The 24,481-nt window shown below is 57.8% G+C and carries 21 protein-coding genes; all 21 read right to left on the reverse strand.

Features of this window, described 5'->3' with window-relative positions; genetic code table 11:
* Positions 1 to 126: 126 nt before the first annotated feature.
* The 21 genes from ACFSW5_RS24360 to ACFSW5_RS24460 all read right to left on the reverse strand — a co-directional run bounded on the left by ACFSW5_RS24360 (position 127) and on the right by ACFSW5_RS24460 (position 24,404).
* On the reverse strand, positions 127 to 1,269 hold the full coding sequence (locus ACFSW5_RS24360; protein ID WP_379279280.1) for a glycosyltransferase family 4 protein: 1,143 nt from the start codon (positions 1,267 to 1,269) through the stop codon (positions 127 to 129).
* A gap of 105 nt (positions 1,270 to 1,374) precedes the next feature.
* Positions 1,375 to 2,136: a WecB/TagA/CpsF family glycosyltransferase gene (locus tag ACFSW5_RS24365; protein ID WP_379279282.1), complete on the reverse strand. Its 762-nt coding sequence runs from the start codon at positions 2,134 to 2,136 to the stop codon at positions 1,375 to 1,377.
* A gap of 11 nt (positions 2,137 to 2,147) precedes the next feature.
* The gene (csaB, locus tag ACFSW5_RS24370; RefSeq protein WP_379279285.1) at positions 2,148 to 3,332 is read right to left on the reverse strand and encodes a polysaccharide pyruvyl transferase CsaB; all 1,185 of its coding nucleotides are present in this window, start codon (positions 3,330 to 3,332) and stop codon (positions 2,148 to 2,150) included.
* The gene (locus ACFSW5_RS24375; protein ID WP_379279287.1) at positions 3,296 to 5,422 is read right to left on the reverse strand and encodes a DUF5693 family protein; all 2,127 of its coding nucleotides are present in this window, start codon (positions 5,420 to 5,422) and stop codon (positions 3,296 to 3,298) included. Before ACFSW5_RS24375 ends, csaB begins: the two co-directional genes overlap by 37 nt.
* Positions 5,423 to 5,701: 279 nt before the next feature.
* Positions 5,702 to 7,417 (reverse strand): phospho-sugar mutase, encoded by a 1,716-nt coding sequence (locus ACFSW5_RS24380; RefSeq protein ID WP_379279289.1) that lies wholly within the window; start codon positions 7,415 to 7,417, stop codon positions 5,702 to 5,704.
* A 192-nt stretch (positions 7,418 to 7,609) separates the two neighbouring features.
* The gene (gene fabZ, locus ACFSW5_RS24385; RefSeq protein WP_379279292.1) at positions 7,610 to 8,041 is read right to left on the reverse strand and encodes a 3-hydroxyacyl-ACP dehydratase FabZ; all 432 of its coding nucleotides are present in this window, start codon (positions 8,039 to 8,041) and stop codon (positions 7,610 to 7,612) included.
* Between the two features lie 398 nt (positions 8,042 to 8,439).
* Positions 8,440 to 8,745, reverse strand: coding sequence for a DNA-directed RNA polymerase subunit beta (locus ACFSW5_RS24390; protein ID WP_379279295.1), 306 nt, complete (start codon positions 8,743 to 8,745; stop codon positions 8,440 to 8,442).
* A gap of 17 nt (positions 8,746 to 8,762) precedes the next feature.
* Positions 8,763 to 9,605 carry a flagellar hook-basal body protein gene (locus tag ACFSW5_RS24395; protein ID WP_379279297.1) on the reverse strand — a complete coding sequence of 281 codons (843 nt, stop codon included), beginning with the start codon at positions 9,603 to 9,605 and terminating at the stop codon, positions 8,763 to 8,765.
* A gap of 20 nt (positions 9,606 to 9,625) precedes the next feature.
* A complete protein-coding gene (locus ACFSW5_RS24400; protein ID WP_379279300.1) occupies positions 9,626 to 10,492 on the reverse strand; it encodes a flagellar hook-basal body protein in 867 nt (288 codons plus the stop codon).
* A 141-nt stretch (positions 10,493 to 10,633) separates the two neighbouring features.
* The gene (gene mreB, locus ACFSW5_RS24405; protein ID WP_379279302.1) at positions 10,634 to 11,629 is read right to left on the reverse strand and encodes a rod shape-determining protein MreB; all 996 of its coding nucleotides are present in this window, start codon (positions 11,627 to 11,629) and stop codon (positions 10,634 to 10,636) included.
* Between the two features lie 137 nt (positions 11,630 to 11,766).
* Complete coding sequence (spoIIID, locus tag ACFSW5_RS24410; protein ID WP_379279304.1) at positions 11,767 to 12,054, reverse strand: sporulation transcriptional regulator SpoIIID; 288 nt, start codon at positions 12,052 to 12,054, stop codon at positions 11,767 to 11,769.
* 257 nt (positions 12,055 to 12,311) lie between these two features.
* Positions 12,312 to 13,061: a peptidoglycan DD-metalloendopeptidase family protein gene (locus ACFSW5_RS24415; protein ID WP_379279306.1), complete on the reverse strand. Its 750-nt coding sequence runs from the start codon at positions 13,059 to 13,061 to the stop codon at positions 12,312 to 12,314.
* Positions 13,062 to 13,142: 81 nt separating this feature from the next.
* Complete coding sequence (gene spoIID, locus ACFSW5_RS24420; protein ID WP_379280213.1) at positions 13,143 to 14,381, reverse strand: stage II sporulation protein D; 1,239 nt, start codon at positions 14,379 to 14,381, stop codon at positions 13,143 to 13,145.
* Between the two features lie 181 nt (positions 14,382 to 14,562).
* Entirely contained in the window at positions 14,563 to 15,747 is a 1,185-nt protein-coding gene (locus tag ACFSW5_RS24425; protein ID WP_379279308.1) for an ABC transporter permease, read from the reverse strand.
* Positions 15,689 to 16,450 (reverse strand): ABC transporter ATP-binding protein, encoded by a 762-nt coding sequence (locus tag ACFSW5_RS24430; protein ID WP_379279325.1) that lies wholly within the window; start codon positions 16,448 to 16,450, stop codon positions 15,689 to 15,691. The genes ACFSW5_RS24425 and ACFSW5_RS24430 overlap by 59 nt, the downstream gene beginning before the upstream one ends.
* Positions 16,447 to 18,024 (reverse strand): efflux RND transporter periplasmic adaptor subunit, encoded by a 1,578-nt coding sequence (locus ACFSW5_RS24435; RefSeq protein ID WP_379279328.1) that lies wholly within the window; start codon positions 18,022 to 18,024, stop codon positions 16,447 to 16,449. The genes ACFSW5_RS24430 and ACFSW5_RS24435 overlap by 4 nt, the downstream gene beginning before the upstream one ends.
* Before the next feature lie 284 nt (positions 18,025 to 18,308).
* Complete coding sequence (gene murA, locus ACFSW5_RS24440; protein WP_379279331.1) at positions 18,309 to 19,709, reverse strand: UDP-N-acetylglucosamine 1-carboxyvinyltransferase; 1,401 nt, start codon at positions 19,707 to 19,709, stop codon at positions 18,309 to 18,311.
* Between the two features lie 297 nt (positions 19,710 to 20,006).
* The gene (locus ACFSW5_RS24445) at positions 20,007 to 20,261 is read right to left on the reverse strand and encodes a DUF1146 domain-containing protein (protein ID WP_379279333.1); all 255 of its coding nucleotides are present in this window, start codon (positions 20,259 to 20,261) and stop codon (positions 20,007 to 20,009) included.
* A gap of 241 nt (positions 20,262 to 20,502) precedes the next feature.
* Positions 20,503 to 21,123: a proton-conducting transporter transmembrane domain-containing protein gene (locus tag ACFSW5_RS24450; protein ID WP_379279336.1), complete on the reverse strand. Its 621-nt coding sequence runs from the start codon at positions 21,121 to 21,123 to the stop codon at positions 20,503 to 20,505.
* A 3-nt stretch (positions 21,124 to 21,126) separates the two neighbouring features.
* The gene (locus ACFSW5_RS24455; protein WP_379279339.1) at positions 21,127 to 22,734 is read right to left on the reverse strand and encodes a complex I subunit 4 family protein; all 1,608 of its coding nucleotides are present in this window, start codon (positions 22,732 to 22,734) and stop codon (positions 21,127 to 21,129) included.
* Positions 22,734 to 24,404 (reverse strand): proton-conducting transporter transmembrane domain-containing protein, encoded by a 1,671-nt coding sequence (locus tag ACFSW5_RS24460; RefSeq protein WP_379279342.1) that lies wholly within the window; start codon positions 24,402 to 24,404, stop codon positions 22,734 to 22,736. Before ACFSW5_RS24460 ends, ACFSW5_RS24455 begins: the two co-directional genes overlap by 1 nt.
* Between the last annotated feature and the right edge of the window lie 77 nt (positions 24,405 to 24,481).

Raw genomic sequence — 24,481 nt, forward strand, 5'->3', positions numbered from 1 at the left:
CCGAAAAAAGGAAAAAGCCCGATAAATAAAGGTTTATCGGGTCTAAAAAATCAGCCAAAACAAAAACAGAGATTTGTATCTTCCATTGTGCGGAATATACAAAATCTCTGTTTAATTTTGTCGAATTCATTTCGTCCGGGTATTGGCGTCTTCTACTTTAAAACGAAACATCCGGTTTAGTAGACTAATAACGGGCCGGCGCGTCTTGTCTACGATGCCGATCAGCTCCGCGCCGATCTGCAAGGAGAACATGACGATGCACACGACGCCGAACGTCACCCAGTTCGCCGCGCTCGATTGCACGACGGCCGATTGGATAATCGCGAAGCCGCCGAAGATCGCAGCAACGCCCCAAATAATCAGAACCGAGCGGCGATGGCTGAAGCCCAGATCGCGCAGCCTGTGATGAAGATGTCCCTTGTCCGGCTCGAAGATCGGCCGGTTGTTCAGCTTCCGGCGAATGATGGCGAAGAACGTATCGCTCAGCGGAACGCCGATGACAAGCAGCGGCGTTACGAACGAAACGATCGTAACCTGCTTGAAGCCAAGCATGGACAAGGTCGCCAGGCTGAAGCCAAGGAACAGCGAGCCCGAGTCGCCCATGAATATTTTGGCCGGGTGGAAGTTGAAGAACAAGAAGCCTACAATCCCGCCAAGCAGAAGCGCGCTAAGCAGAATGATCGGCTCAAAGCCCATCAGCGACGCCATGATCAGGATGGTCAGAATGGCGATGCCGGACACGCCGGCCGCAAGCCCGTCCAGCCCGTCGATCAGGTTGATGGCGTTCGTCACCCCGACGATCCATAGAATCGTCAGCGGGATGGAAATCCACGCCTCGATCGGCTGCATCGCTTCGCCGAACGGAATGTTGACGAGATCGATCTTTACGCCGAAACCGAAAACGACGACGGAGGCCGCCGCAATCTGGCCGAGCAGCTTGAGCTTGGCGGAAAGCTCGAAGCGGTCGTCAAGCGCTCCCAATATAATAATAATTGTTCCGCCGGCGAGCAGCGCCCGGATCAGGTTCATATCGCGAGGACGCAGCAAGCCGTCCGGAATAAACGGAAGGACGATAAAGAAAGCCGCAACGAAAGCGATATAGATAGCAAGGCCGCCAAGACGCGGCATGATGCGCGTATGGACCTTGCGGTGATTCGGTTTGTCGATGGCGCCGATGCGGAAAGCGAAGTTCTTCACCAGCGGCGTCATAATAAGAGCTATAATAAGAGCTAATCCAAAGCCTACCGCGTAGACTAATCCTGCAGACATTTTCGTGCAACTCCCCTTTTCTATCTACCGAAATGAATTATACCTCCGGCAGAAAAAGAACTCCAATCCCGTTTACAAGCGATTTTCACGGATTTCCCGCCGTATTTACGGTATTGGGCGAGGTTTTGTGACGTTATCTTTGTCGCGAAGCACTTTCACGACGAATTTCGGCAGCGCAAGCATTCTTTTGTACCTTTTCGGTTCCTGCAGCAGCCGGTAGAACCATTCCAGACGCAGTCTCTGGAACAACACCGGAGCCCGCTTCAGCTTGCCCGCGATAATGTCGAAGCTGCCGCCGACGCCCATGATCAGCGGTACGCCAAGCTCATGCTTGTACTTTGCGATCCAAGGCTCCTGCGTGTCCGCCCCTCTCGCCACGAACAGCATATCCGGCGCGGCGGCTCGGATTTGCGCCACGACCTCGGCATCCTCGGACGGTCCAAAAAATCCGTCCCGCACGCCTACGATGCGAACCTGCGGATACTGCAGCTGAAGCTTCTCGGCCGCCGTCTCGATCGTGTCCTTTGTCGTGCCGAGCAAATACACTTTCCAGCGGCGGCGTTCGCCGAACGCCAGCAGCCGGTGCATGAGATCGAAGCCGGCGACGCGTTCCGCGACGGGTCTGCCCACGTGGCTGGCCGCCCATACGACGCCCGCGCCGTCCGGCACGATAAGCTCGGCCGTCCGCATCATGCGGTAGTAATCCGGATTGTCCAGCGCCGACATGATCATAATCGGATTGGCCGTGATGACATGCGTCGTTTTTTTATTGTCAATGGCTTCGATCAAATACTCGACCGTCTCCTCCATGCTCATGCTGGAAAAAGGAATGCCGTAGATCGGCACAGTAGGCACTTGTCTGCTCATGTTCGAATGATTCACCTCGAATTCAATTGACGCAGCAGTTTCGCGATTTGTTGCGCGGGCTGCTGCGCTTGCTGCCGTAAGCCGTCGATCGCCGCCGCATGCTCGCGCTGCCATTCGGCGCGCCGATCGAGCAGGGCAACCGCTTCGGCCGCGAATACGCCGCTGTCCAGCTTCTCCGTCGTGCCGACCGCCTGAAGTTCAAGGCGCGCCAAGAACTGGTCGATCTTCGGATCGTAGGACAATCCGAGCATCGGCACGCTCCGGTTGGCCGCGTAGATGAGCGCATGGAGCCGCATGCCGAACAGGATGTCGCAGCGGCTGACTTCAAGCAGCATGCGCTGCGGGTCGTCGCCCGGCTCGGCGAGCTCGGCGGCGCTGCCCGCCCCGAGGCGGCCTTCCAGCCGTTTCATGACGTCCCGCGACGTTTCCGCGTCGTCGGGCGTATGGAACGGCAGGAAGCGCAGCCGCACGGGGCGGCTTGCCGCGAGCGCGGCGAGCGCGTCTGCGGCGCGGTCGAGATCCGCGCCGTCCGGGCGCCAGCGGCGCAGCGACACGCCGACGACGGGCACGCCGTCGCCAGCGTTGCCGCCGGCGGCGCCGCCTTCGGCGCGGCCCGCCGCCGCGCCCGAGGCTGCCGCTGCGTCCGCAGGCAGCGGCAAGCCCATCACCGGATCGGGCACCACCTCGATCCGGTCTTGCGGGACGCCCATGCGCGCCAGCAGAGCGGCGGATTCGGCGTCCCGCACCGATATATACGCGCTCTTCTTCATGACGTGCGCGATCAGCGGATCCATCCAGCGGCGATTGACCGGGCCGATGCCCTGGGAATAAATAAAGGTCGGCTTGCCCAGCCACTGGGCCAGCTTGATGACGCCCGTATAATACGGGATCGTCTTCGCGCCCGTCGCGTCCTGCAGCAAGCTGCCCCCGCCGCTGATCAGCCCGTCGCAGGAACGAAGCGTTCGCAGCAGCGACGCGGGATGCATCCGCGGCGCCGCCTCCACGCCGTACATCTTCGCCGTCCAGGCCGGATCGGCCGACAGGACGACCGGCTCGATGCGGACGCCTTGCGCTTCGCCTTGCTCCTCAAGCGCAAGCAGAATGGAGCGGAGCACCGCTTCGTCGCCGCTGTTGCGGAAGCCGTAATAGCCGGAGACGGCTATTCGGCGAGTCGGATAATGCGCGTTTTCAGCCATTTCCTCCAAGCTCCTTCCAGCAGCTGCCATACTCCGATCAGCACGCATCCGATCACGAAGCCAAGGCCGAGACCGAGGAACACCCGGATGATCGAAATATAAAGCGGCGTATGAATATGCGCGAACGTATCCACCATCGACAGCTGGCCGATCGACCCGACAATGATGAACACCCAGCCCGCGCGGTAGCGCAGCGACAAGAACAGTCCAAGCAGCAGCAGCGGATGCGCCAGCAAAAATTCTTTCGTGCGGGGCCGAACGCCAAATGTCGATTCCAGCCAATTGCGGAACATTAATTCAATTGTAGACGCTTCGCCGGCGTTGCCGGTCCGCGACAAATAGTACATGCCTGCGACCGCCGCGACCATCGCCACGACAACCCACCACACTTTGATCGGCAGCGTCAGCAGGTTGCGCAGCCTTGCCACGGGAGACCCGCCCGTATAAAGCACGACATACAGCGCCACCAGCCCGATCGGAGCGAGGTGAAGCAAGCTTACGCCGCGGAACTGCTGCAGCACAAGGCTGTACGCCACGCTGTTCAGCAAGCCGAACACGAACGGCACGGCAATAAGCGAGATAAGCGCCGTAATGACGAACAGTGCAATCGCCATGCCGAACCGGCGGGCGGCGTTCATCCCTTCAAAGATCCATTTCACGCCAAAAACCGAGCCTGCCGCGGCTTCGCCGCCCGCATCGCCGCGCGTCGTCCATTGGCCGCCGCCGACGGCGCGCTGCTTCCCTTCCGTATGGGCGTAAACCCGGTTCATCGCCCAGACGAGCGCAAGCGTCGGAGCGGCGATCGCGGCGCCTAGCGCCAGAGCCTGCTCCATCAGCGCCGAATTCAGCACGTAAAGCCCCGCGCTGCCGATCAGGCCAAGCAGGAACACCGGAATCGCCACGCCCGGGATAAAGGCGGCGATCAGCAGCGTAATGATCGCGACCGCGCCAAGCGCAACTATCCCTTTAAGCGGCTTCGCCCACGAAGGCCGCTCGACGTCGAACGGCTGCGCCGTCCCCGGCGCAAAGCCCGCCTCCTCCAGCTTGTGCACGGCGCCGTCCGGGCCTTTGAGCGCCAGGTACAAATTCTCCAGCGAGTTCACGATGCCGGATTTCTCCGAGCTCGACTGGACGCCGGCGTTAATAAAGAACATCCGGATGTTGCGATCCTTCGCCGCCAGCAGGAACCGGTCGGCGATCGTCTCCGGCGATACCGCCGTCGCGTCGTTTTCGGACAACGAATAAAGCCGGGTTACGTTATATCCGATCGCATAAGCGAGCTGATTCATGCCCGATTGCGGTTTTTTCAAGTTTTCGATGGCCACGATGCCCATGCCGTGCTTGTTCAACAGCTGGCCGAAAGCGGTAAGGCTGTTCAGCTCGGCTTGGTCGGTATACCCCTTCACCTTGTCGCCGTCGAACAAAATGCGTTCTACGCCGTACGACTTCAATTCCGCCAGCTGTCGGTCCGTCTCCGCCGCGTCAAACGGCAGAACCCGGTCGGAATAGCGGGCCAATATCCGGAAACCGGCGTCCCGGAGCGTATCCATCGTCATCGGATCGAAGCTGAGCGGCTTCAGAAGCGCGTCGCTAAGCGGCGTTTCGATCACGAGTCCGTCCCGGCCTTCGAACGTCCAATCGCGAACCGCGATATCGAAGCGAGCGAAAGCGTCGCGGATCAGCGGTCCGATTTTGTCCCGCTCCTCGGCGCCCGTAAACAGTACATAGGTGTAATTTTGCCCGATCGGCTCCAGTTCCCCGCGCAGCTGGGCGGCATCCTTCGAGTTGTAGTAAGTCAGTCTGCCCGCCAAATAAAGCTCCTTAAGCGAGCTTTCGTACAGGGACATCGTCGTGATGCCCGCGCTCTTCAACCCGGCCAGCTGCTCCTCGAGAAACTCCCCGGAACGCGGCTGATATTCGGCAATTTCCAGCAAGTCCCGGTAATCGAACACATACTCGACCTGCTTGGACGTCGATTCCATATTCATTCTCAAAGCGCCAAGCGGCAGCGCCGCGACGACCCCGAGCAGCGTAACGACCCATAACCATTGCTTTGCTTTGCGGTTCCAAAGCCGCCAATTGTGAAGCACAAAAATCCTCCTTCATATCCATAAGCCGCATAAACGCCTACGCTTAGTTTATCAATTCAACGAAAAAATCTCATTATTTCTGAGAGAAACTTTACCTGTAAACGATTTCCAAACCGCAAAAACGCCTGCTTCTGCCGACCTATAAAACGTCCCGGTGAAAAAGATGAGAAACCGGAAAAAATCCGAAGAAGGGTATCTCCCGAAGGCATGATCCGAGATCAAGATCAGGAGATACCCTTCCGCTTGGCTTTCGCATGAATGTTCCGTCAGGCTTCAGGCTTAGGCTAAAGCGTCCACCCGTTCCATGACCGTTTTGCGAAGCGCGTCAAGCGCTGCTCCGGCCTCATCCGTGGACGAACCGCGCACGGCGAAATAAACTTTGATTTTCGGCTCGGTGCCCGATGGACGCAAGCAGAACCACGATCCGTCGGCCAAAATGTATTTCAGCACGTTTTCCGGACGCAGCCCTTCCAGTCCGCCGCTGTAATCGAGCACCCGCTCCACTTGAACGCCGTTTATGTCCGCAGGCGGATTGTCGCGCCAATCCTGCATAATGCCTTGGATTTTTTGCACGCCGTCAAGCCCTTTAAGCGTACGGGATTCGAGCCCTTCCAGATAAACGCCGTATTGGCCGTAAAGCTCCATCAGCACGTCGTACAGCGTTTTGCCTTGGCTGCTGTAGTAAGCCGCTGCCTCGCTAATGAGCAGCGAAGCGACGATCGCATCCTTGTCGCGGGCGTAAGTGCCCGTCAGATAGCCGTAGCTTTCCTCGTAGCCGAACAGGAACGAGCGCTCGCCCGTTTGCTCGTAGCGGGTCATTTTTTCGCCGATATATTTGAAGCCGGTCAGCGTATTTTCCACTTCAACGCCGTAAGAACGCGCGATGTCCGCCCCCATCTCGCTCGTCACGATCGTCTTCACGACGACACCGTTCGCCGGCAGCTTGCCGCGCTCTTTCAGCTGGCTCAGCACGTAGTGGACCATGATCGCGCCGGACTGGTTGCCGGTAAGGACGACGTATTCGCCCGCACCGTTCTTGACGACGGCTCCCATCCGGTCCGCGTCCGGGTCCGTGCCGATAATCAGATCGGCCCCGACCTTCTTCGCCAGCTCGATCGCCAGCGTAAACGCTTCGCGTTCCTCCGGATTCGGCGATTTCACCGTGCTGAAATAACCGTCCGGCTGCTCCTGCTCTTTCACGATATGCACGTTGGTGAAGCCGGCCTTCTCAAGCACGCGGCGGACAGGCAGATTGCCCGTGCCGTGCAGCGGCGTATAGACGACGCTGAATTTCGCCCCAAGGCCGCTCTTCAGCAGCTCCGAGTTAAAGCTTTGCGACGCGACGACGCTTGCGTATTCCTCGTCCGCTTCCTCGCCGAGCCAGACGAGCAAGCCTTTCGCTTCCGCTTCTTCCCGCGTCATCCGCTTGATTTGATCAAAGCCCGTTACTTGCTGGATGGCCGCAATGACCTCTTCCGCATCCTCGGGAATGAGCTGGCAGCCGTCCGGGCCGTACGCTTTGTAGCCGTTATATTCCGGAGGGTTGTGGCTCGCCGTAATGACGACGCCTCCGCTTGCGCCAAGCGAGCGAACCGTATAGGAAAGCTGCGGCGTCGGACGTAGCGACGGGAACAGATAGGTCTTAACGCCGTTTGCCGCAAGCACCAATGCCGAATCCAGCGCAAACTCGGGAGAATTGTTCCGCGAGTCGTGCGCGATGACGACCGACGCCGGCTTGCCGGCCGCACGGGCAAGAACCCAGTTCGCAAGCCCTTGCGTCGCTTTCCCTACCGTGTAGGCGTTGAGCCGGTTCGTCCCCGCCCCCATGACGCCGCGCAAGCCGCCGGTTCCAAACTCCAGATCGCGGTAGAAACGGTCCGTAATTTCTTTCTCCGAGCCCGCAATGGCGCGAAGCTCTTCCTTCGTCGCTTCGTCAATGATCGGATCGTTCAGCCAAGCCTGGTATCTTGCTTCTGCCGTATTCGCGTTTGCCATTATGAATTCCTCTCCTCTATATATAATGGTAGAACTAGCAGATAACAAGCCGAAACGACGGCGCGTCCTTCTCGTAGGACCAACTTGTTTCGGCTAAGCTTATCATTCTTATCTTCAAACAAGAACACCCTTAAGTTCAAGGGCAACGGGTCCCAAGGGACTTTCGTTCCTGGCGGATCCTTTCGCGGCCCGTTACGCCGGATCGGAAAGCGCAAACATCAGCTCGCCTTCCGCCACGACCTTGCCGTCCACCAAAGCGGTCGCCTTTCCTTTGCCGATCGAGCCTTTCAGGCGCGTAATTTCAACCTCGAGACGAAGCGTATCGCCCGGCTTGACCTGACCGCGGAACCTCACCCCGTCAATGCCGGCAAAAAAGCCCAGTTTTCCTTTGTTTTCTTCGACCATCAGCATGGCCACCGAGCCGACCTGAGCGAGCGCTTCAATAATAAGGACGCCCGGCATAACCGGATAGCCCGGAAAATGCCCGACGAAAAAAGGCTCGTTCATCGTGACGTTTTTGATTCCGACCGCGCGCACGCCCGGCTCGACCTCCACAATCCGGTCGATCAGCAGAAACGGCGGACGGTGCGGAATAATTTCCTGTATTTGTACTACATCCAGCATAGCGGTATCCCTCTCTTTACAAAATCAAAATCGAAGTATAAAATTCGTCTTCAAATGTGAAACTATGCTTATCCTTCACAAAACTGCAGTTTGTGGAGGTTAAGATAAGGGGGCTTGGCCAATCGGACCCGAAGCGTCTTAAAGGCCAGGCCTCTTTCTTGTTCGATCATAACGGAGAAAGCGCCCAAAGCCATATGTATAACTTCTAAACACTCCCAATCATTATACAACTACCGTTTGAAGGAGCGCAAACGGTCTATGCCCCAAATAGCGGAGGCAAGCCAAGACCCCGGCCTTCCCCGTTTTCCGAAAACCAAAAAAGCCGCCCTGAGCGGGCGGCCGCGAGAAATCCTGCGATAAACTTATAAAGAATGATGCGGTCAAGCAAGTCCGGTCGTTTAGGACTCGCCAAAAACCAAATCGTATAAATGCTGCCACGTCGACCAGTGGAATACGTCCTCTGCGGGTCCGTTGCCTATAACCGTATAGCCGATATACAAGCCCGCCGCCAGCATGACGATCATAATGAGCGGCACGATGCACCTGCGGACAATTCGCAGCGTCATCCCGGCAGCCGTGCTTCGGCGCGGCTTGCCGTTTTTTTCGGAAGCCTCGCTTTGACGCCTGCTCAGACGGCTCTTGTCTTCAGTTTGTTTGCCGAAGTCGGTTTCGATCAACTCGCCGCGTTCGTCTGCCATGCTCATCTACATCATCCTATCTATCAAGCGCGCATATTGTTGGCCAGATTCATCATCGTATCGCTTGAGGTCAAAGCTCTCGCCGCAAGCTGGTACGCGCGCTGAACGTTAATCAGCTCTGTAATTTCGCTCGATAAATCCACGTTCGACTGCTCAAGAAAGCCTTGCTTCACGGCAATGCCTTCGGCGTCCGGATTCACCTCGCGAACAAGCTCGTTTCCGTCTTCTCCTCGAGCCGCGATAAACAGATTGTCCGCCGTCGCGGTCAGGGCGGCGGGGCTTGTTGCCTGCATCAGCTTGATGCGGCCAAGCTCCATGGTTTCCCCCGCCTCATTCTCTGCCGTTACCGTGCCGTCGGACGAGACCTTAACGGAGAAGCCGTTCGGCACGACGATGCGGCCGTCAACCTCCGTCCTTGCGACAGGATCGTACACCCTCGACACTACGGGGTAGCCTTGTTCCGTTGCCAGTATGGTATCACCGTTTGGCATAGGCGTCAACTGAAAGGAGCCGTTCCTTGTATAGCCATATTGTTCCTCTCCGCCCGTTTCGACCTGGAACCAAGCATTTCCGTCGATCGCCATATCGGTTTTAACTCCCGTTTCCTTCAGCACGCCCTGTTCGAAATCGGTCCGGACCGAAGCCAGGCGCGAGCCCCATCCCTGACGGAAGCCAAGCGGGGTCATCCGGCCCGGCTGCGAGAACGATTCGGGCTGCTCATAGGACGAATGGAGCAAATCCGCAAAAGACGCTTCCTTGCGCTTATAACCAACCGTCTCCTGGTTCGCGATATTGTCGGCCAGCACATCCAGCTTCCGCTGCAAGCCGTTCATGGACACCATCGCATTAATCATGGAGCTGTTCATCGTTGATCTTTGCCCCCTTCCTATACGCGTCCGACGCTGTTAACCGCTTTATCCAAGCTGGCGTCATAGAACTGAACGACCTTCTGATTCGCCTCGTAGGCGCGCAAGGCGCTCATCAGGCTGACCGCGGCTTGGGCGGCATCCACGTTGGACCGTTCGATATATCCTTGCCGCACGGCTGCGTTTTCGCCCGCACCAAGCGGCCCGATCCCGTCTTCTTCTCCGTTGTACATGTACAAGCCGTCGCCTTCCCGCACGAGATCGTTTGGATTATTCACCCTCGTAATGAGCAGCTGCATGCCGGTATCCGCATTCGTCCGCGAATCGATGAACCGGTTATCGGCGGTCAGCTCGAGCTGCTCCTCCGCAATGCCGGCAGGGAAGACGATCGGCTGCCCGTTCGTCCCGAGCACGCGGTCGCCGTTCGACGTAACCAGATAACCCGCCGGATCAAGCGAGAAGCTGCCGTCGCGCGTATACCGGGTTTCGCCGTTTGCGTTCTGCACCGTAAAATACGCCTGCGGCTGGTACGTCACTTCGCCGTCCTCCGAAACGGCCTTGCCCGAGGCGTCGAATGTCACGCCCGGAACGATAAGGTCCGATACCAGCGCAAAATCGAGCGGACGGCTCGTCTCCGCGAGGTCTCCTTGCAGCTGCAGAAACGGCGCCTCCTCCGCGAACACCCCCGTATTGACCTTGCCCACCTTCGTTACGGGCTCGTCGTTTAAACCGGTCATGGAAAGAAGCATCTCCGGGAATGACCGGTTAACCGCGTTCTCCTGCTTATAGCCGGGCGTGTTGATGTTGGCGATATTATTCGTGACGGTATCGTGAATGCGCTGCTGCGCCACCATTCCGGATGCGGCCGTATACAGCCCTCTTAGCATACTTGAATCCTCCCCGATCGATGGATATACGTTATTCTATATATATCGGCATGAAGGAGGGCAGTCTAAATAGACTGCCCTCTAGGACTATCGTCTTATTTGCGCTTCGGCGCGTCCCCCCAGACGCCCTACCTGCGCAAATTAAACTTTCCGGCCCAGCTTGTCCAGATGATCGAGCAGGATGCCCGTCCCCTTCACGACGCAATGCATCGGGTCCTCCGCGACGAGGACCGGCACCTTCAGCTCTTCGGACAGCAGCGAGTCGAGCCCGTCCAGCAAAGCGCCGCCGCCCGTCAGAATGACGCCGCGGTCGATAATGTCCGCCGACAGCTCCGGCGGGGTCCGTTCCAATACCGTTTTCGCGGCCGCCACAATGGACATGACCGGGTCCCAGAGCGCTTCCCGCACCTCTTCCGAGCGAACCGTAATCGTAAGCGGAAGGCCCGTTACCATATCCCGTCCCCGAATGTCGATTTCTCCCCGTTTGCCATCCTCGTAGACCGTACCGATCTTCACCTTGATATCTTCGCTTGTCCGCTCGCCGATCAGAAGCTTGTACTTGTCTTTAATATACTTCATGATCGCCAGGTCGAACTTGTCCCCTGCGACTTTAAGCGAAGAGGAGGTAACGACGTCGCCCATGGACAACACGGCCACATCCGTCGTTCCCCCGCCGATATCGACCACCATATTCCCGCTCGGCTGAAAAATATCCATGCCCGCGCCGATCGCGGCAGCCTTAGGCTCCTCTTCCAAATAAACGTCCTTCGCCCCGCTGCGCTCAGCCGCTTCGCGAATCGCCTTCTGCTCCACCGAAGTGATGTTCGTCGGAGCGCAGATCAGCACCCGCGGGCGGCTGAACCAGCCTCGGCCTTCGACTCGGTCGATAAACGCCCTCAACATGATTTCCGTAATTTCGAAATCCGCGATAACGCCGTCCCGAAGCGGACGAATCGCGATGATGTTGCCCGGCGTGCGGCCTACCATCCGATGCGCTTCTTCGCCTACGGCCAGAACCTTCTTCGTATCGCTCTCGATGGCGACGACGGAAGGTTCGTCGAGCACAACCCCCTTCCCTTTCATATGAATGGATACGTTGGCCGTTCCCAGATCAATCCCTATGTCCTTGCTTAGCATAAGCCTTAAGTCCTCCAACGAATAATGTTTGCGCGTCTCATTATAGTTCCGTTGACACAGGAACGTCTGCTGAACATTATTCGCCAAAAAAACCGAAAATCCTTTATATGTCACAAAAAAATATGTCGTAAAAAACTTTACACCTTAGCCGCCGCCAGCACCTCCCGTTTTTTTCCGCTCGACTTCTTATATTTGATTTTGGTTGCTTCGCCGCCGCGAAGATGGCGAATCGACTTATGGTACTCGAGAATGTGCTTGACCTGATCTGCCAGATCGGGGTTAATCTCCGGCAGACGTTCGGTTAAATCCTTGTGAACCGTGCTTTTGGAAACGCCGAACTCTTTTGCGATTGTACGGACCGTATGCTTCGTTTCCACAATGCAGCGGCCTATTTTAATGGTGCGCTCTTTGATGTAATCGTGCACGTTCCCGCCTCCCTTACCTGAGATAGTTTGGTACATTATATGAGTGGCGCGGGTAGATATTCTTTGTGGCCAAGCATGACAAGCCGTTTGCCGCAAATTTTCGTGCAACCTGCAGCCGCGGGCAGGGAAGGACAGGACCCCTTGGCTCCCTCCGAGGAAGAAGAAGTCTTGCCGATTGCCCGGACAGCGCAAAAAAATAAGCCAAGGCTCCCGTCTGGGGTTCCTTGGCTTTAAGCTTAGACATTAGACTTGCTTCTTTATTGCTGTTCCATCAGCTCAGCCGGATTTTTCGCTTCGCCGTTCACGCGAACCTCGAAGTGCACATGTACGCCGAGATCCCGTTCCGCGTCGCTGCGGCCCGCTTTGGCAATGACGGATCCTTGCTTCACTTCGTCGCCTTCGGCTACGCTGACATCGGACAAGCTTTCGTAAATCGTCACCAGGCCGTTGCCGTGGTCGATTTCCACGACGTTGCCGTTCGTCGGATGTTTCTCGACATGGCTCACTTTGCCGCTAAGAGCCGCTACTACGTCAAACGTTTCGCCGTTCGGATCCGACAGGTCGACGCCGACGTGAGGCGTAAAGGTATCGCCGGACTGTACGACGGCCGCGGCGCGTTCTTCTTCGCCCGCTTCGCTGTCGTAGAACGAAAGCACTTCGTCCAGCTTGTCGCGATTCAATACCGGCCACTCGAGCTTCTCGTTGCCCGGAAGCGCGTCGACAATGGCTTCCTCGTCTTGCGGCGCCGCCGTCGCTTCCCCGCCTGCGGTACCTTCAGTCGCTTCGGACGGAGTCGTGGTGGAAGTCTTGCTAGTTGTATCCGCGCCCTGATAGATCCACATTAAGGTTACGATAATTGCTGCCGCGGCCAGAAACGCTGCCGGTGTCACCCATTTTTTCGACAGCAGCCTCTTCCATCCGCTGCCAGATTTCGCGGCAGATGCTTCTCTCCCTATCGTTTTGGGAGTTTCTTCTTTTTGCTTCGGTTTGTTTTGGTTTTCATTCATTTTCTATCACCTCACTAGCCATTGTTGCCAGAACGTCTAGCTTTATACGTGAGAAGATAGAAAGTTTTTTAGAAAAAGAACTTATAAACGGCGGTCTTCCGATAAATTCGCAAGCTTCGAAGCTTGCACGACTTCCGCTCCCGTATAGTAGTAAGCCAGGATATCAAGCGCGTTCCGCCCCTCCTTGGCCATTCCGTTCGCCCCCCATTGGCTCATGCCAATGCCGTGGCCGTAGCCGTAGGTCGTGATGGCGATGGAATCTCCTTCAACCTTCCACGTAAATTGAGAGGACGCGAGGCCTAGCTTCTCTCTTACTTCGCGGCCGCTGTAGGTGCGGCCCTCGATCCGGATCTCGGCAATCCGTTTGCCGTCCGTCCGCTCCAGCACCTTAATCGAAGGCTTGCCCGGCTCCCGCCCCGAACTGATGCCCAGCTTGCCGTAAAACTCCTTCAGCGTCATCGTGACCGTTTCTTTATAATCGGGAGAAAGGTCGACGTCCCACGGGCTTGGAACGCTTCGCAAATAAGGGATTTCCTCCTGCCAGTAATCTTCCGAATTTTCGGTATAGCCGTTGCTTGTGGAGAAAAAAACCGCCTCGATCGGCTCGCCGCGGAACGTTACGATCTCCCCTTTCGTCTCCTCCGTCGCCTTATCGAGCACAGCCATATATTTCTCCCGGCTTTCCTTATCCATCGTCTGGCCCAGCTTCTTCAAAGGGACATAAACTTGATGGACGGGCGTATCCGTCACATCGGCGTTGCGCACCGGCATGCCGCTCCTGTCGCGAAGCTCCAGCCTTCGCACAATATACGTGCGCGCCGCGATCGCCTGCGCCTTAAGCGCCTCGAGCTCGAAGTCGGGAGGCATCTCCCCGGCGACAACGCCTCTGACATACGTTTCGAGCGGCACTCTCTCAACGCGATTTTCGCCGGTAATATAAACCCGGACGACGACATCCCCGAGCTCGTCCGCCGCTCCGCCTTTAGCGGCCCCGCTTCCTTCCTCCGGCGGCGGGTTCCCCGGCCGTTCCCGGACTCCGCCCGCCGCGGCGTCCCTTCCTTCCGCCGCCCGCTCAAAGGCAGCTCCTTCTTCTTGCTTCTGCTGCGCGCTCCGCATCGTCCCGGCGCCCGGCTGCTGCCGCAAATCCGCGGCGATCAGCTGAACGAGCAGCGCGCTTGCTCCCAGCATGACGCCGACGGCAAACGGCGCCCATAGGCGGCTTGTCCGCCATTTGCGGATGCGCAGGCGTATACGTCTTGCCCCAGTCATCGTCTCGCAGCTCCCTTCCTTCCAGGCGCGGTTGGCGAGAAAAGCCCGCATCTGCACATGCGGGCTTCCTCCAATTCTTGAAATATAAGCTAGCATCGGAACTCCGTACCTCTACCAAGCTTATATTCCGCCCGGAAACGAGATCGTCTCCCTTGGCAGGAGACTCGGCCGTTTTCGGCCGGCCTGTATGGAATTATTCTATGAGACGGTTTGATAGGATAGAACCCGTACTTTAATCGTGTCGCAAAGCGTCGACCGGGCGTAGGCTTGCCGCCTTGTTCGCCGGGATAAAGCCGAACACGACGCCTACAAAAGCGGAGAAGCCGAACGACAGCATGACCGTATTGAGAGGCACTTCCGTTTCCGTTCCCATCGCAATGCCGATGATGAAGGAGGCGATATACCCGAGCACGATGCCGACCGCTCCGCCTAAACCGCTTATCGTTACGGACTCTACCAGAAACTGAAACAGGATGTCTCTCTTTTTGGCGCCCAGCGATTTGCGGATGCCGATTTCTCGCGTCCGTTCCGTTACGGACACGAGCATGATGTTCATAATGCCGATGCCGCCGACGACAAGCGAGATGGCCGCCACGTAAATCAGCTGACGGTTCATCGTTTCGTTAACCGAGTTGAGCGTCTCCATCGCGTCTTCCTGATTGGAAACCCGATACGCGTCTTCGTCCGCGAACTTCGCGTACAAGCTGGATTCCAGATCGCCGACGACTTGGTCCATGTCGCTGCCGTCCGCCACCTTGACGTAAATCGTGGAGACGCCGCTTTGATCGAATATTTTTTGCCCGGTTGAAATCGGAATCAATATTTTTTCGTCGTTCGAGCCGGTCAGCGATTCGCCTTTCGATTCCAGCAGGCCGACAATCGTGAAGATGTAGCCGTTGATCGTTATTTTTTTGCCGACAGCCTCCTGAGGATCTTCCCCTTCGTCCTCGAACAGATCCTTGGCCGTCTGCGTCCCGATAAGCGCAACCTTCTGCCTGTTCGCAATGTCGGGCGCCGCAATGTAGCGGCCGTCCTGCACGCTGAACTCCTGCGCGATCTCGTAGTCCGGCGTAATGCCCAGCACGGACACCGTGACCGACGTCCCGCCGAATTTGGCATAGCCGGTGCTGCTTACGATCGGCGCGACGGCTTCGATGCCGTCGATATCGGCGAAGGCTTCCGCTTCGTCGATCGACAGCGTCGTCACCGAGCCGCGGCCCGTAATGTTGACGCTGACCTGACTCGTTCCAAGGGAAGCGACCTGATCCGCGACTTCGTTAGCGGAAGCGCGGCCCATCGCCACCAGGGCGATAACGGTCGCAACGCCGATCAGAATGCCAAGCATGGACAAGATCGTTCTAAGTTTGTTCGACAAGACGCTTTTGATCGCCATCTTGAGGCCTTGCGACAATTTCACGGCTGTTCCCTCCTTCCAGCTCCGTCAGCACCCCGTCCCGGATCATCACGATGCGCTTGGCCCTCTTGGCCACTTCCATATCGTGCGTGATGAGAATAATGGTCTGGCCCGCATCGTTCAGCTCCTCCATCATGCCCAGCACTTCCATCCCGGTTTTGGAATCGAGCGCGCCCGTAGGCTCGTCCGCAAGCAGAAGCGAAGGATTCGTCGCGAGCGCCCGCGCGATGGCGACGCGCTGCTGCTGGCCGCCCGACAGCTCGCTCGGGCGATGGCCCATCCGGTGCGCAAGGCCAACGCGCTCCAGCGCTTCGGCCGCTCTCGCTTTTCTTTCTTTGCCGGACATGCCCCGATATATAAGCGGCAGCTCGCAGTTTTCGAGAGCCGACAGCTTGGGCAGCAGATGGTAGCCTTGAAAAATGAACCCGATTTTTTTATTGCGGAATTCCGTCAGCTTGTTGTCGCTCTGACCGACGACTTCGGCGCCGTCCAGCTTATAGCTGCCGCCCGACGGCACGTCCAGACATCCGATAATGTTCATCAGCGTCGATTTGCCGGAACCGGACGGGCCGACGATCGCCAAAAAGTCCCCATGGGTCACGTTAAGCGAAACGCCGTGCAATATCGTCGTTTTTTCCCGGCCCATCATGTAATACTTCACGACATTGTTAATTTCGATCAGAGGAGGATTCGGTCGGTCATTCATCGCATGCCTCCGCTCATTCCGCCGCCAGGGGCGGTTCCTCTCGAGAAATTGCCGCCCGTACCGCCGCCCGGGAAACTGCCGCCCGGGAACATAAATTGCTGCGTTTGCTGGGTGCTTTCCTCACCCATGCCCGCTTCGCCCTGCGGTAGCGGGACAAGCACCTGCTGCCCCTCTTCCAGGCCGGATACGATTTCGACGTAAGCGTCGTTGCTAAGACCGGTCGTCACTTCGACGAGCTTTCCGCCAAGCGTATCGATTCGTTGCAGCGCGCGCTGATTGCCCGCTCCGCTTTCGGTTTCCGCTGCGGCTTGGCCGCTGCCGTCGCCGCCCGATGCGGCCGTATCGCCGCCGGATTCGCCGCCCGCCGCACTTTGCTCCGGCGCCGCGCCTTGAGCGCCGCCCTTGCCGGCTTCGCTTGCGGCGCCCGCTTGGGCTGCTCCGCTTGCGGCGCTTTCTGCACCGGCGCTGCCGCCCGCTTCGCCGGACGCGGCGCCTTGGGCCGTCTGCCCCGTGCCGCGCTGACCGGCGGACGCGCTGTCGGATCCGCTGCCGGACGTCCTGCCGGATGCGCTAGTCCCCTGCTGCGCGTCTTCTCCGGCAGCTGCTCCCGCCTCGCCGGCGGCCGCGCCGCCCGTTTCTCCGCTCGACACGCGCACGTAAGATTTGCCGCCCGCTTCGACGACGGCATTCACCGGCACGAGCAGCACATTTTCCTTCGATTCGATCGTAATGGCCGCTTCGCCGGACATGCCGACCATGACGCCCTCCTTGTCCGTCAGCAGAATGCTGACCTCAAACGAAGACGAGCCGTTGCTGGACGTTCCTTCCTTGGCGATTTCCGAAACCGTCCCGGCAAACGTTTTGTCCGTAAACGAGCTCAGCGTAATATCAGCCGTTTGGCCGACCTTGACCGACGTAATGTCGGTCTCGTCAACCGTCGTCGTAAATTCCAAATAGTCGTAATCGACGATTTCCACGACTGTCGTGTTCCCTTCGACTTCATCGCCGACTTCGATGCTCAAGTCCGTCACTTGCCCGTTGATCGGCGCCACGATTTGCTTGACCTCTTCGGATTGCTCTTCATAAATGTCTTGAAGATCCTCTTGATAATCCGCGATCTGGTCGTTGGCGTCCTCGATGCTCTTCTCCAGCGATTTTTTGGTTTCTTCTTCGTTCTCCGTACCCGTCGCTTCCTTATAGCTTTCCTGATAATCCAGAATCTCTTCCTTCAGCTTCTCGATGTTGTTGTTAATCTCTTCAATCTGGTCGTCATAATTGTCGGTATCCTCAAACGTGGCGATAACGTCGCCCGCTTTGACCGTATCTCCCTCCGCGACGTTGACCGTCGCGATCGTGCCGCTTTTGCCGGCCGTCACCGTCTCCCTCGAATTGGCCGCGACCGATCCGGTGCCGCTGATCTGATTTACGATGTCTCCTCTTGTCACCCGCACCGTCGTCGCGGTCGAAGCCGCCTCAACCTTGTTTTCTTTATTGAAAACAAAGTAATAGTAAGCCCCGCCCCCGGCCGCGGCAATTATAATTATGACGCCGAGCCATACCATCCATTTCCTCATTGGCGCAACTCCACCCTCCATCAGTCTTTATCAGCACGACTATAACATCCAAAAATGAACAAACGATGAACAAGCCCGCGGGTCCGCCTGCCAAGCGAGGCTTCGTCAAGCGCAACGATCATAACGGTAAATTTCGCGCGCCAGCCCCTTTTGAATGAAAAAAAGAGCCTCTGCCGCGCGCCGGCAAAGACTCAAATACCGATAGACCTGGACAAACGATCATTCGCCCCGAAACAAAAAATACCGGCGCTCCGCCTCTCAAGGAGGCTGAAACGCCGGTATCATTAGGCCCAAGTCGGTTGAACCTTCAACATTGGTACTTCCTTATCCCGCTTGTACGACGATTCCGTATCCGCAGCGCTTGCCGCTGCCGCTACGGCCACGGGCTCCGCCGCCGCATGCTTGGCTGCCGCCGCGACCGCATCGCTTTCTTCCACGCGGCGAATGTCGGCCCCTAGCGCCGCAAGCTTGCCGGTAATGTCCACGTACCCGCGGTCCACGTGATGAATGCCGGCGACTTCCGTTTCTCCGTCGGCGCGAAGCGCGGCGCAGATCAGCGCGGCTCCCGCGCGGAGATCGGTGGCGCACACTTTGGCACCGGTCAGCGGGTAACCGCCGCTTACGATGGCCGTACGCCCTTCGACTTTAATTTGGGCATTCATCTTCTTAAACTCCTCTACATGCATGAAGCGGTTCTCAAACACCGTCTCCGTGATGAGGCTGGTTCCTTCCGACATGAGAAGAAGCGCCATCATCTGCGACTGCATGTCGGTCGGAAAACCCGGATGCGGGAGCGTCTTGACGTCAACCGATTTCAATTCGCCGGTCGACCGGACGCGGATCCCGTTGTCGCTGACCGTGATCTGAACGCCCATTTCTTCAAGCTTGGAAATAACGGGCGTAAGATGGTCGGCAATCGCGTTCTCCACAAAAACATCGCCGCCGGTAATGGCGGCCGCAACCATATAAGTACCCGCCTCGACGCGGTCCGGGATCACCTGATGCGCAACGCCTTGCAGCCGTTCGACGCCTTCGATCCGGATCAGGCCCGTGCCGGCGCCCCGTACTTTGGCGCCCATGGCGTTCAAATAATTGGCGAGGTCGACGATTTCCGGCTCCTTCGCCGCGTTTTCGATCAACGTCGTTCCCTCGGCGAGCGCAGCGGCCATCATGATGTTCTCCGTAGCCCCGACGCTAGGCACGTCGAGATAAATTTTGGCCCCTCTCAGGCGGGATGCCGAACTCGCCTCGATAAAGCCATGACCAAGCGTGATTTCCGCTCCCATTGCTTCAAAGCCCTTCAAATGCTGGTCAATCGGTCTGGTGCCGATAGCGCATCCGCCCGGAAGCGAAATTCTCACTTTGCCTTCGCGGGCAAGCAAAGGTCCCATAATGAGGAACGAAGCCCTCATTTTCCGTACAAGTTCATATGGGGCTTCGCAACAAACCAGACGTTCGGCGTTAATGCGCATCGTCTCATTGTTATACGTTAACTGCGCGCCCAGAGATGCAAGCACGCTCTTTATGGTCATGACATCGTCGAGGAGGGGAACGTCATGGATAACGCTATCTCCTTCTGTTGCAAGTAATGAGGCCGCAAGTATGGGGAGAACTGCGTTTTTAGCTCCGCTGACGCGGACTGTCCCCGACAAACGCTGGCCTCCGCGGACGATAATTTTGGTCATCTTATGTTTCCCTCCGCGAGGTTAATTCCCTCTTCCTATTTCTGAAGAAAATGGCACTGCTTAATCACCTAAACTTCATAATATCATCGACCTACACGAGTCGACAAGCGCTAAATTATTTCCAAATTTTACCCCGCCTCCGGCATATGCCGGGCCTTCTACGGCCGCCGATGCCGTGGAAGCGCCAACAGCCGAAAGCCGCGTAAAACCTGAGATCGCCGCATGATATTATATTCGTGGGGCGACCCGTTTTTCGGTCCATTATATACTATCCATTGTTGACATTTTTCGATATCGTTATTCGACAAATCCCCTTAGCAGCATGGACCAGTTCCAGTACCCGAGAACGAATTGGGCGAACCAATGGCCTACGATAACCGCGGCCAACACCTGCAGCATTCTCGCTTTCGGGCTTCGAGGGTTCCGCAGCAGCTTCTCCCATTTGATTTCCTGCAGCAACGACCATGCCAGAATAATGCTTAAGAGCGTTACGACAATTGAAAAAAGCCCCGTCAAACCGCTCGTCATTTGCAAATCGTTTATCCCATCCATATGATCACCACAGCTTGCTTCCTTCCCGATTTCGGTTCAAGCTTCTACTCTCTTCGTTTCCTCGACGCCTTAACGCCCTTCTATACTTATTTCGGGCGGAGTTTGATCATGACTTCCGGCCCGCCGGACGCCAAACGCTTAATGGAAATTTAACTTTGCCTTACCCATATAAATATCGGCCGGTATCGGGAGTTTCGTTAAGCTCGCGCCCTGTATACCTCCGCTGCCGGCCGTCATCATTCTACAATATATTTCCGAGGAAATGCAAAATTTGTCCGGGGAATAACCCCATCGCCATTAAGGCTGCCGCCATAACGGCAAGCATGCCTGCAGCGGATGCCGGCAAGGGGATCGGCGAGTCGTCCGGTCCCGTTCTCATGAACATCCAACGAACGAATATAAAATAGCCGTAAAAAGAGACGGCCATACAAACGGTCATAACGGCCGTCGCCAACAGCTCGCCTTGCGAAGCGGCCTGAAACAACAGCAGAAGCTTGGCGGCGAATCCGCCTGCCGGGGGAAGCCCCGCAAGGGACAATAGAAATACCCCCGTCATCGCGCAAAGGGCCGGGTTCCGGTAATAAAGCCCGGCCAAACGGCTTACGGGCATCCTCTGACGGCCGACGGCGCGTATCGCCGCCAACGCCCCGGCATGGCCGATCGCATAAACGAGCAAATAGTAGATAAGATGAACGTCTACGCCGCGGCTTAACGCGGCCGACGCAAGGCCGTAACCGGCCCCCGATATCGCCGAACCCGTCCATAGTCCGACTGCATGGCCGCGGCGCACAATCATGATGACCGTCCCGCCCAGCATAAGCACGACGGCAACCGCCATTATAATGAAAGAGAAGCGCTCCATCCGTTATCCCCCTATCCCTGCCGTTAATAAAGACCGATCCCAATCGGCGGAGCCGGATAGCAGCATATCGGTTACAATCGACGGATAACAACCGAGCAAGACGATAAACGCAAGCAGCACAATAACCGGTACCGCTTCGATCAACCGCGCGTCGCGAACGCCCGAGTACCGGTCCGAGACCGGCCCGTACATGGCACGCGTTGCGCCCCGCAACAATGCCGCCGCAATGGGGATAAACCCGACGCAAGCCGCAATCGCAAGTCCGGGCATGTTCTCCATTAAGCCCAGCATCGTAAACAACGAGCCTATAAAACCGGACAAGCCGGGAAGCCCCAGCATGGCGAACGCCCCCGCAATATACGCCCCGCTCAGAAAAGGCATCGGCCGGGCAAGCCCGCCGAGCTCCGGCAGCTTTGCGGTTCCCGTCCTCTCCTCAACGGCGCCCGCCACCAGCCACAGCAGAGAAACGATCAAGCCGCCGGAAACGGTCTGGAACGCGGCGCCCGTTACGCCCGTCTCATTGCCGGCCGCCAGTCCCATCAGTACCATGCCGGATTGGCTAATCGTCAAATAGGCGATTAACATGCGCAAGCATTGCTGCCGGCAGGCAAGCACGGCCCCGTACAGCCAATTGATTACGCCGATGAGCCCGATGATCCAGCTTAGCTCTTTCGCTTGCTCCGGGAACGCCTCGAAGCATAGCCGAATGAGCCCGTAAGCTCCGACGGGCACGGCCCCGCCGCCGAGCAGCATGGCGACCGGAGCCGGCGCCGCCGCGCAAGCCTTCACCAGCCAGGCATGGAACGGAAACAACCCGATCCGGAGGCCAAAGGCCAACAGCAGCAAACATCGGAGGACCCACCCGTTACTCGTTAGAAAATCGGCCGTGCTGCCGGAAGCCGCCGATTCGCCCGTACGCCCGGGTTCCGCCAATCCCGGCAGCTGCTCGTAGCCGGCGGAAAAGATCCGGCCCGCGCCTCCCTCCGGCCCATGACCCGCCGAGTAAACAAGAAGCAGGAGAGCGGCCAGCAGAAGAACGGAGCTTATCCCGTTTACGAGAAGCCAATTCCCGGCGGCCTTCTCCTTGCCGTCGCCGCCCCATATTCCGACCAGAAACGTCATCGCTGCCAGCACGGTTTGGGCAAATGCAAACAGCAGCAGCAAATCCTTCGCCAGAAGCGCGCCAAGCAAGCCGCATTCCAGAAGAAGCAGCCAGCCGTAATACGCTTTTCTCCGCTTTTTGATATAAACGGAGGCTAAAGCCGCCATCGCGGCGGCAAGCGATACCGTCACGGAAAGCGGTAGAGACAACCCGTCAACGCCGACCTGATATTGTAAGAGTAGCGTCAGCGCGCTCCCTTCCTCCTGTTCGGCTCCCCCCGCCGGAAGCGTGAATTCGCCCCAGCGAACGTTCTCTTCGTACAATGAGCCGTCGGGATTGACGCTATAGCTTCCGTATAACGATAAAGAGAGAAGGAGCGGTATGAGCGCTGCTGTAACGGAGACCGCTTGCAGCAAGCGTCCCTTGTCCTTCGGCACCAAAAGCACGGCAAGCAATCCGAGCAAAGGAGCAAATATAATCATCGATAAAACAGGCAATTGCTGAAGCATTACGGCTGCCTCCTTCCGACCAAAAAGTCGTCAAAGGCCTGAACGGCTTTGCCTAAGGCCCGCAGCGAAGCTTGCGGGAATTTGCGGCAAAGCTTCGGGATATACATCTCCTGCTGAAGCAGCCGGACCATCAATGGCTTCGGGGCTTCCCCGGCCGGCCCGGCGGAAGAGCGGCGGTGTGCAAGACTCCCCAGCAGTATGCCGGCCAGGATGGAGAGCCATACGCCCGCCGCGGCAGCTGCGTTGCCGCCGGCCGCCGGTTCCGCGCCCGTCAGCCAAACGGACAACCAGCCGTTCCACGGCGTCTCGACGAGACCGGCCGCCGTACACAGAACGGCAGGCACTACGATCGCGCTAAACGGAACGGACATCTTTCCGCTCCCGTTCCCTCGAAGAGCCGCTTGACGGGCGCCGTACCCGGCCCGGACGGCGGCTGCGGCTTTCAGGAGCATCGCGGCGACCGCAACCGCATACCATGCCGGCGAATAAGCGAATGCCGCCTTTAGTGCCGCCGACGAAGACCAGTAGCCGACAAACGGCGGAAACCCTGCCAGAGCAAGCGCGGCTGCAGCGGTCAGCCATGCCTGCGTCCGGCCGGTACCGCTTCGCAGAACGGCAGCCCGCATCCAGGCGATCGTCAAGATGTTCGTACCGGCCATGAAGATCGCTCCGGTAACCGAACCGAAGCCAAACGCCATAAATGCAAGCCCCGTCTGACTTACGGACAGATGCGCCACAGCCTTCAACGGCTCCCGCTGCGCCAAGGCAAAAGCGGCGGCCGCGAGCGCCGTCGCCCCTCCGAGCACCGCAGCCGCCTGCATGGCCGATTCCGCGGCCCCGAACAAATCGTAAAGCCGGGAAACGAGGAATACGGCGGCTGCCGGCAGTGCGGCGACAGGCAAAAACGCCGCGAACGAGCGCTCTTCCGCAGCCTCTATGCTCCATCGATAGAACGGAATCAAGGCGCCTTGCGCTGCACCGGCGGCAAGGACAAGCAGCGCAATCCATTCCGCCGTTCCGCGCCCGATCGATTCCGTTCCCGCCTGAAGGGCGTTGTGCATCGATGCAAAATCAAGCAAATGGTCCGGCAAGCGCCAAAACAACGTAACGATCGCAAGCAGCAGCGCGGCGCTCCCGAGCCTTGTCGTCATAAACATCCGCTTGGCGGCCCCGACGGCCGTATTGTCGCCATAATAATAACCGATCAGCAAAAACGCTCCCGCTCCCGCCATTTCCCAAAATAAAAACAACGTCAAAAGATCGCCGGACAGCAATAAGCCCAGCAAAGCGAATTGGAACAACGACAGGTAGCTGAACAATACCGTTGTCCGGTCGTCTTCGCCCTTTCCGAAGGAAGCGGACAAATAAGCCGCAAAGCCAAGCAAAGCCGCGGCGGCGAGCAAAGCGGCCGTCATATTCGTCACTTCGTACCTGACCTGCAGCGAATATTCGCCAAGGCGTATCCAATCGAAGCTGCCGCTGTAATCCTCCGCATTCGGCTGCAGCCGCCCGATTCCGACCAGCAAGGACATGACAAACGACAGCAGCGAGCCGACGCATCCGACCCACATTCCCCCCTTGCGGAAACCTCTGCCCAGCGCCAGCTGAACGAGGAACGCAAGCAGCGGGAAAACCGGAATCACCCAGGCAAACCGCGCAAACAGATCCATAGGCTCGCTCACCTCCTCTATGACCGCCTATACTGTAGAGCAAATGCCAGATCCTAAAAAAAAGCGGAAAATAGCCG

It is taken from the genome of Paenibacillus thailandensis (assembly GCF_042685365.1).
Taxonomy (GTDB): Bacteria; Bacillota; Bacilli; order Paenibacillales; family Paenibacillaceae; genus Paenibacillus_AP; species Paenibacillus_AP thailandensis.

What these genes read in the sequence shown, in the direction of transcription:
- spoIID (WP_379280213.1), bottom strand. Translation starts at nt 14,381, where the DNA reads ATGCGGGCTTTTCTCGCCAACCGCGCCTGGAAGGAAGGGAGCTGCGAG.
- ACFSW5_RS24415 (WP_379279306.1), bottom strand. Translation starts at nt 13,061, where the DNA reads ATGAATGAAAACCAAAACAAACCGAAGCAAAAAGAAGAAACTCCCAAA.
- ACFSW5_RS24390 (WP_379279295.1), bottom strand. Translation starts at nt 8,745, where the DNA reads ATGAGCATGGCAGACGAACGCGGCGAGTTGATCGAAACCGACTTCGGC.
- ACFSW5_RS24430 (WP_379279325.1), bottom strand. Translation starts at nt 16,450, where the DNA reads ATGAATGACCGACCGAATCCTCCTCTGATCGAAATTAACAATGTCGTG.
- mreB (WP_379279302.1), bottom strand. Translation starts at nt 11,629, where the DNA reads ATGCTAAGCAAGGACATAGGGATTGATCTGGGAACGGCCAACGTATCC.
- fabZ (WP_379279292.1), bottom strand. Translation starts at nt 8,041, where the DNA reads ATGCTGGATGTAGTACAAATACAGGAAATTATTCCGCACCGTCCGCCG.
- csaB (WP_379279285.1), bottom strand. Translation starts at nt 3,332, where the DNA reads ATGGCTGAAAACGCGCATTATCCGACTCGCCGAATAGCCGTCTCCGGC.
- ACFSW5_RS24380 (WP_379279289.1), bottom strand. Translation starts at nt 7,417, where the DNA reads ATGGCAAACGCGAATACGGCAGAAGCAAGATACCAGGCTTGGCTGAAC.
- ACFSW5_RS24365 (WP_379279282.1), bottom strand. Translation starts at nt 2,136, where the DNA reads ATGAGCAGACAAGTGCCTACTGTGCCGATCTACGGCATTCCTTTTTCC.
- ACFSW5_RS24455 (WP_379279339.1), bottom strand. Translation starts at nt 22,734, where the DNA reads ATGCTTCAGCAATTGCCTGTTTTATCGATGATTATATTTGCTCCTTTG.
- ACFSW5_RS24450 (WP_379279336.1), bottom strand. Translation starts at nt 21,123, where the DNA reads ATGGAGCGCTTCTCTTTCATTATAATGGCGGTTGCCGTCGTGCTTATG.
- ACFSW5_RS24395 (WP_379279297.1), bottom strand. Translation starts at nt 9,605, where the DNA reads ATGAACAGCTCCATGATTAATGCGATGGTGTCCATGAACGGCTTGCAG.
- ACFSW5_RS24445 (WP_379279333.1), bottom strand. Translation starts at nt 20,261, where the DNA reads ATGGATGGGATAAACGATTTGCAAATGACGAGCGGTTTGACGGGGCTT.
- ACFSW5_RS24435 (WP_379279328.1), bottom strand. Translation starts at nt 18,024, where the DNA reads ATGAGGAAATGGATGGTATGGCTCGGCGTCATAATTATAATTGCCGCG.
- ACFSW5_RS24460 (WP_379279342.1), bottom strand. Translation starts at nt 24,404, where the DNA reads ATGGATCTGTTTGCGCGGTTTGCCTGGGTGATTCCGGTTTTCCCGCTG.
- murA (WP_379279331.1), bottom strand. Translation starts at nt 19,709, where the DNA reads ATGACCAAAATTATCGTCCGCGGAGGCCAGCGTTTGTCGGGGACAGTC.
- ACFSW5_RS24400 (WP_379279300.1), bottom strand. Translation starts at nt 10,492, where the DNA reads ATGCTAAGAGGGCTGTATACGGCCGCATCCGGAATGGTGGCGCAGCAG.
- ACFSW5_RS24360 (WP_379279280.1), bottom strand. Translation starts at nt 1,269, where the DNA reads ATGTCTGCAGGATTAGTCTACGCGGTAGGCTTTGGATTAGCTCTTATT.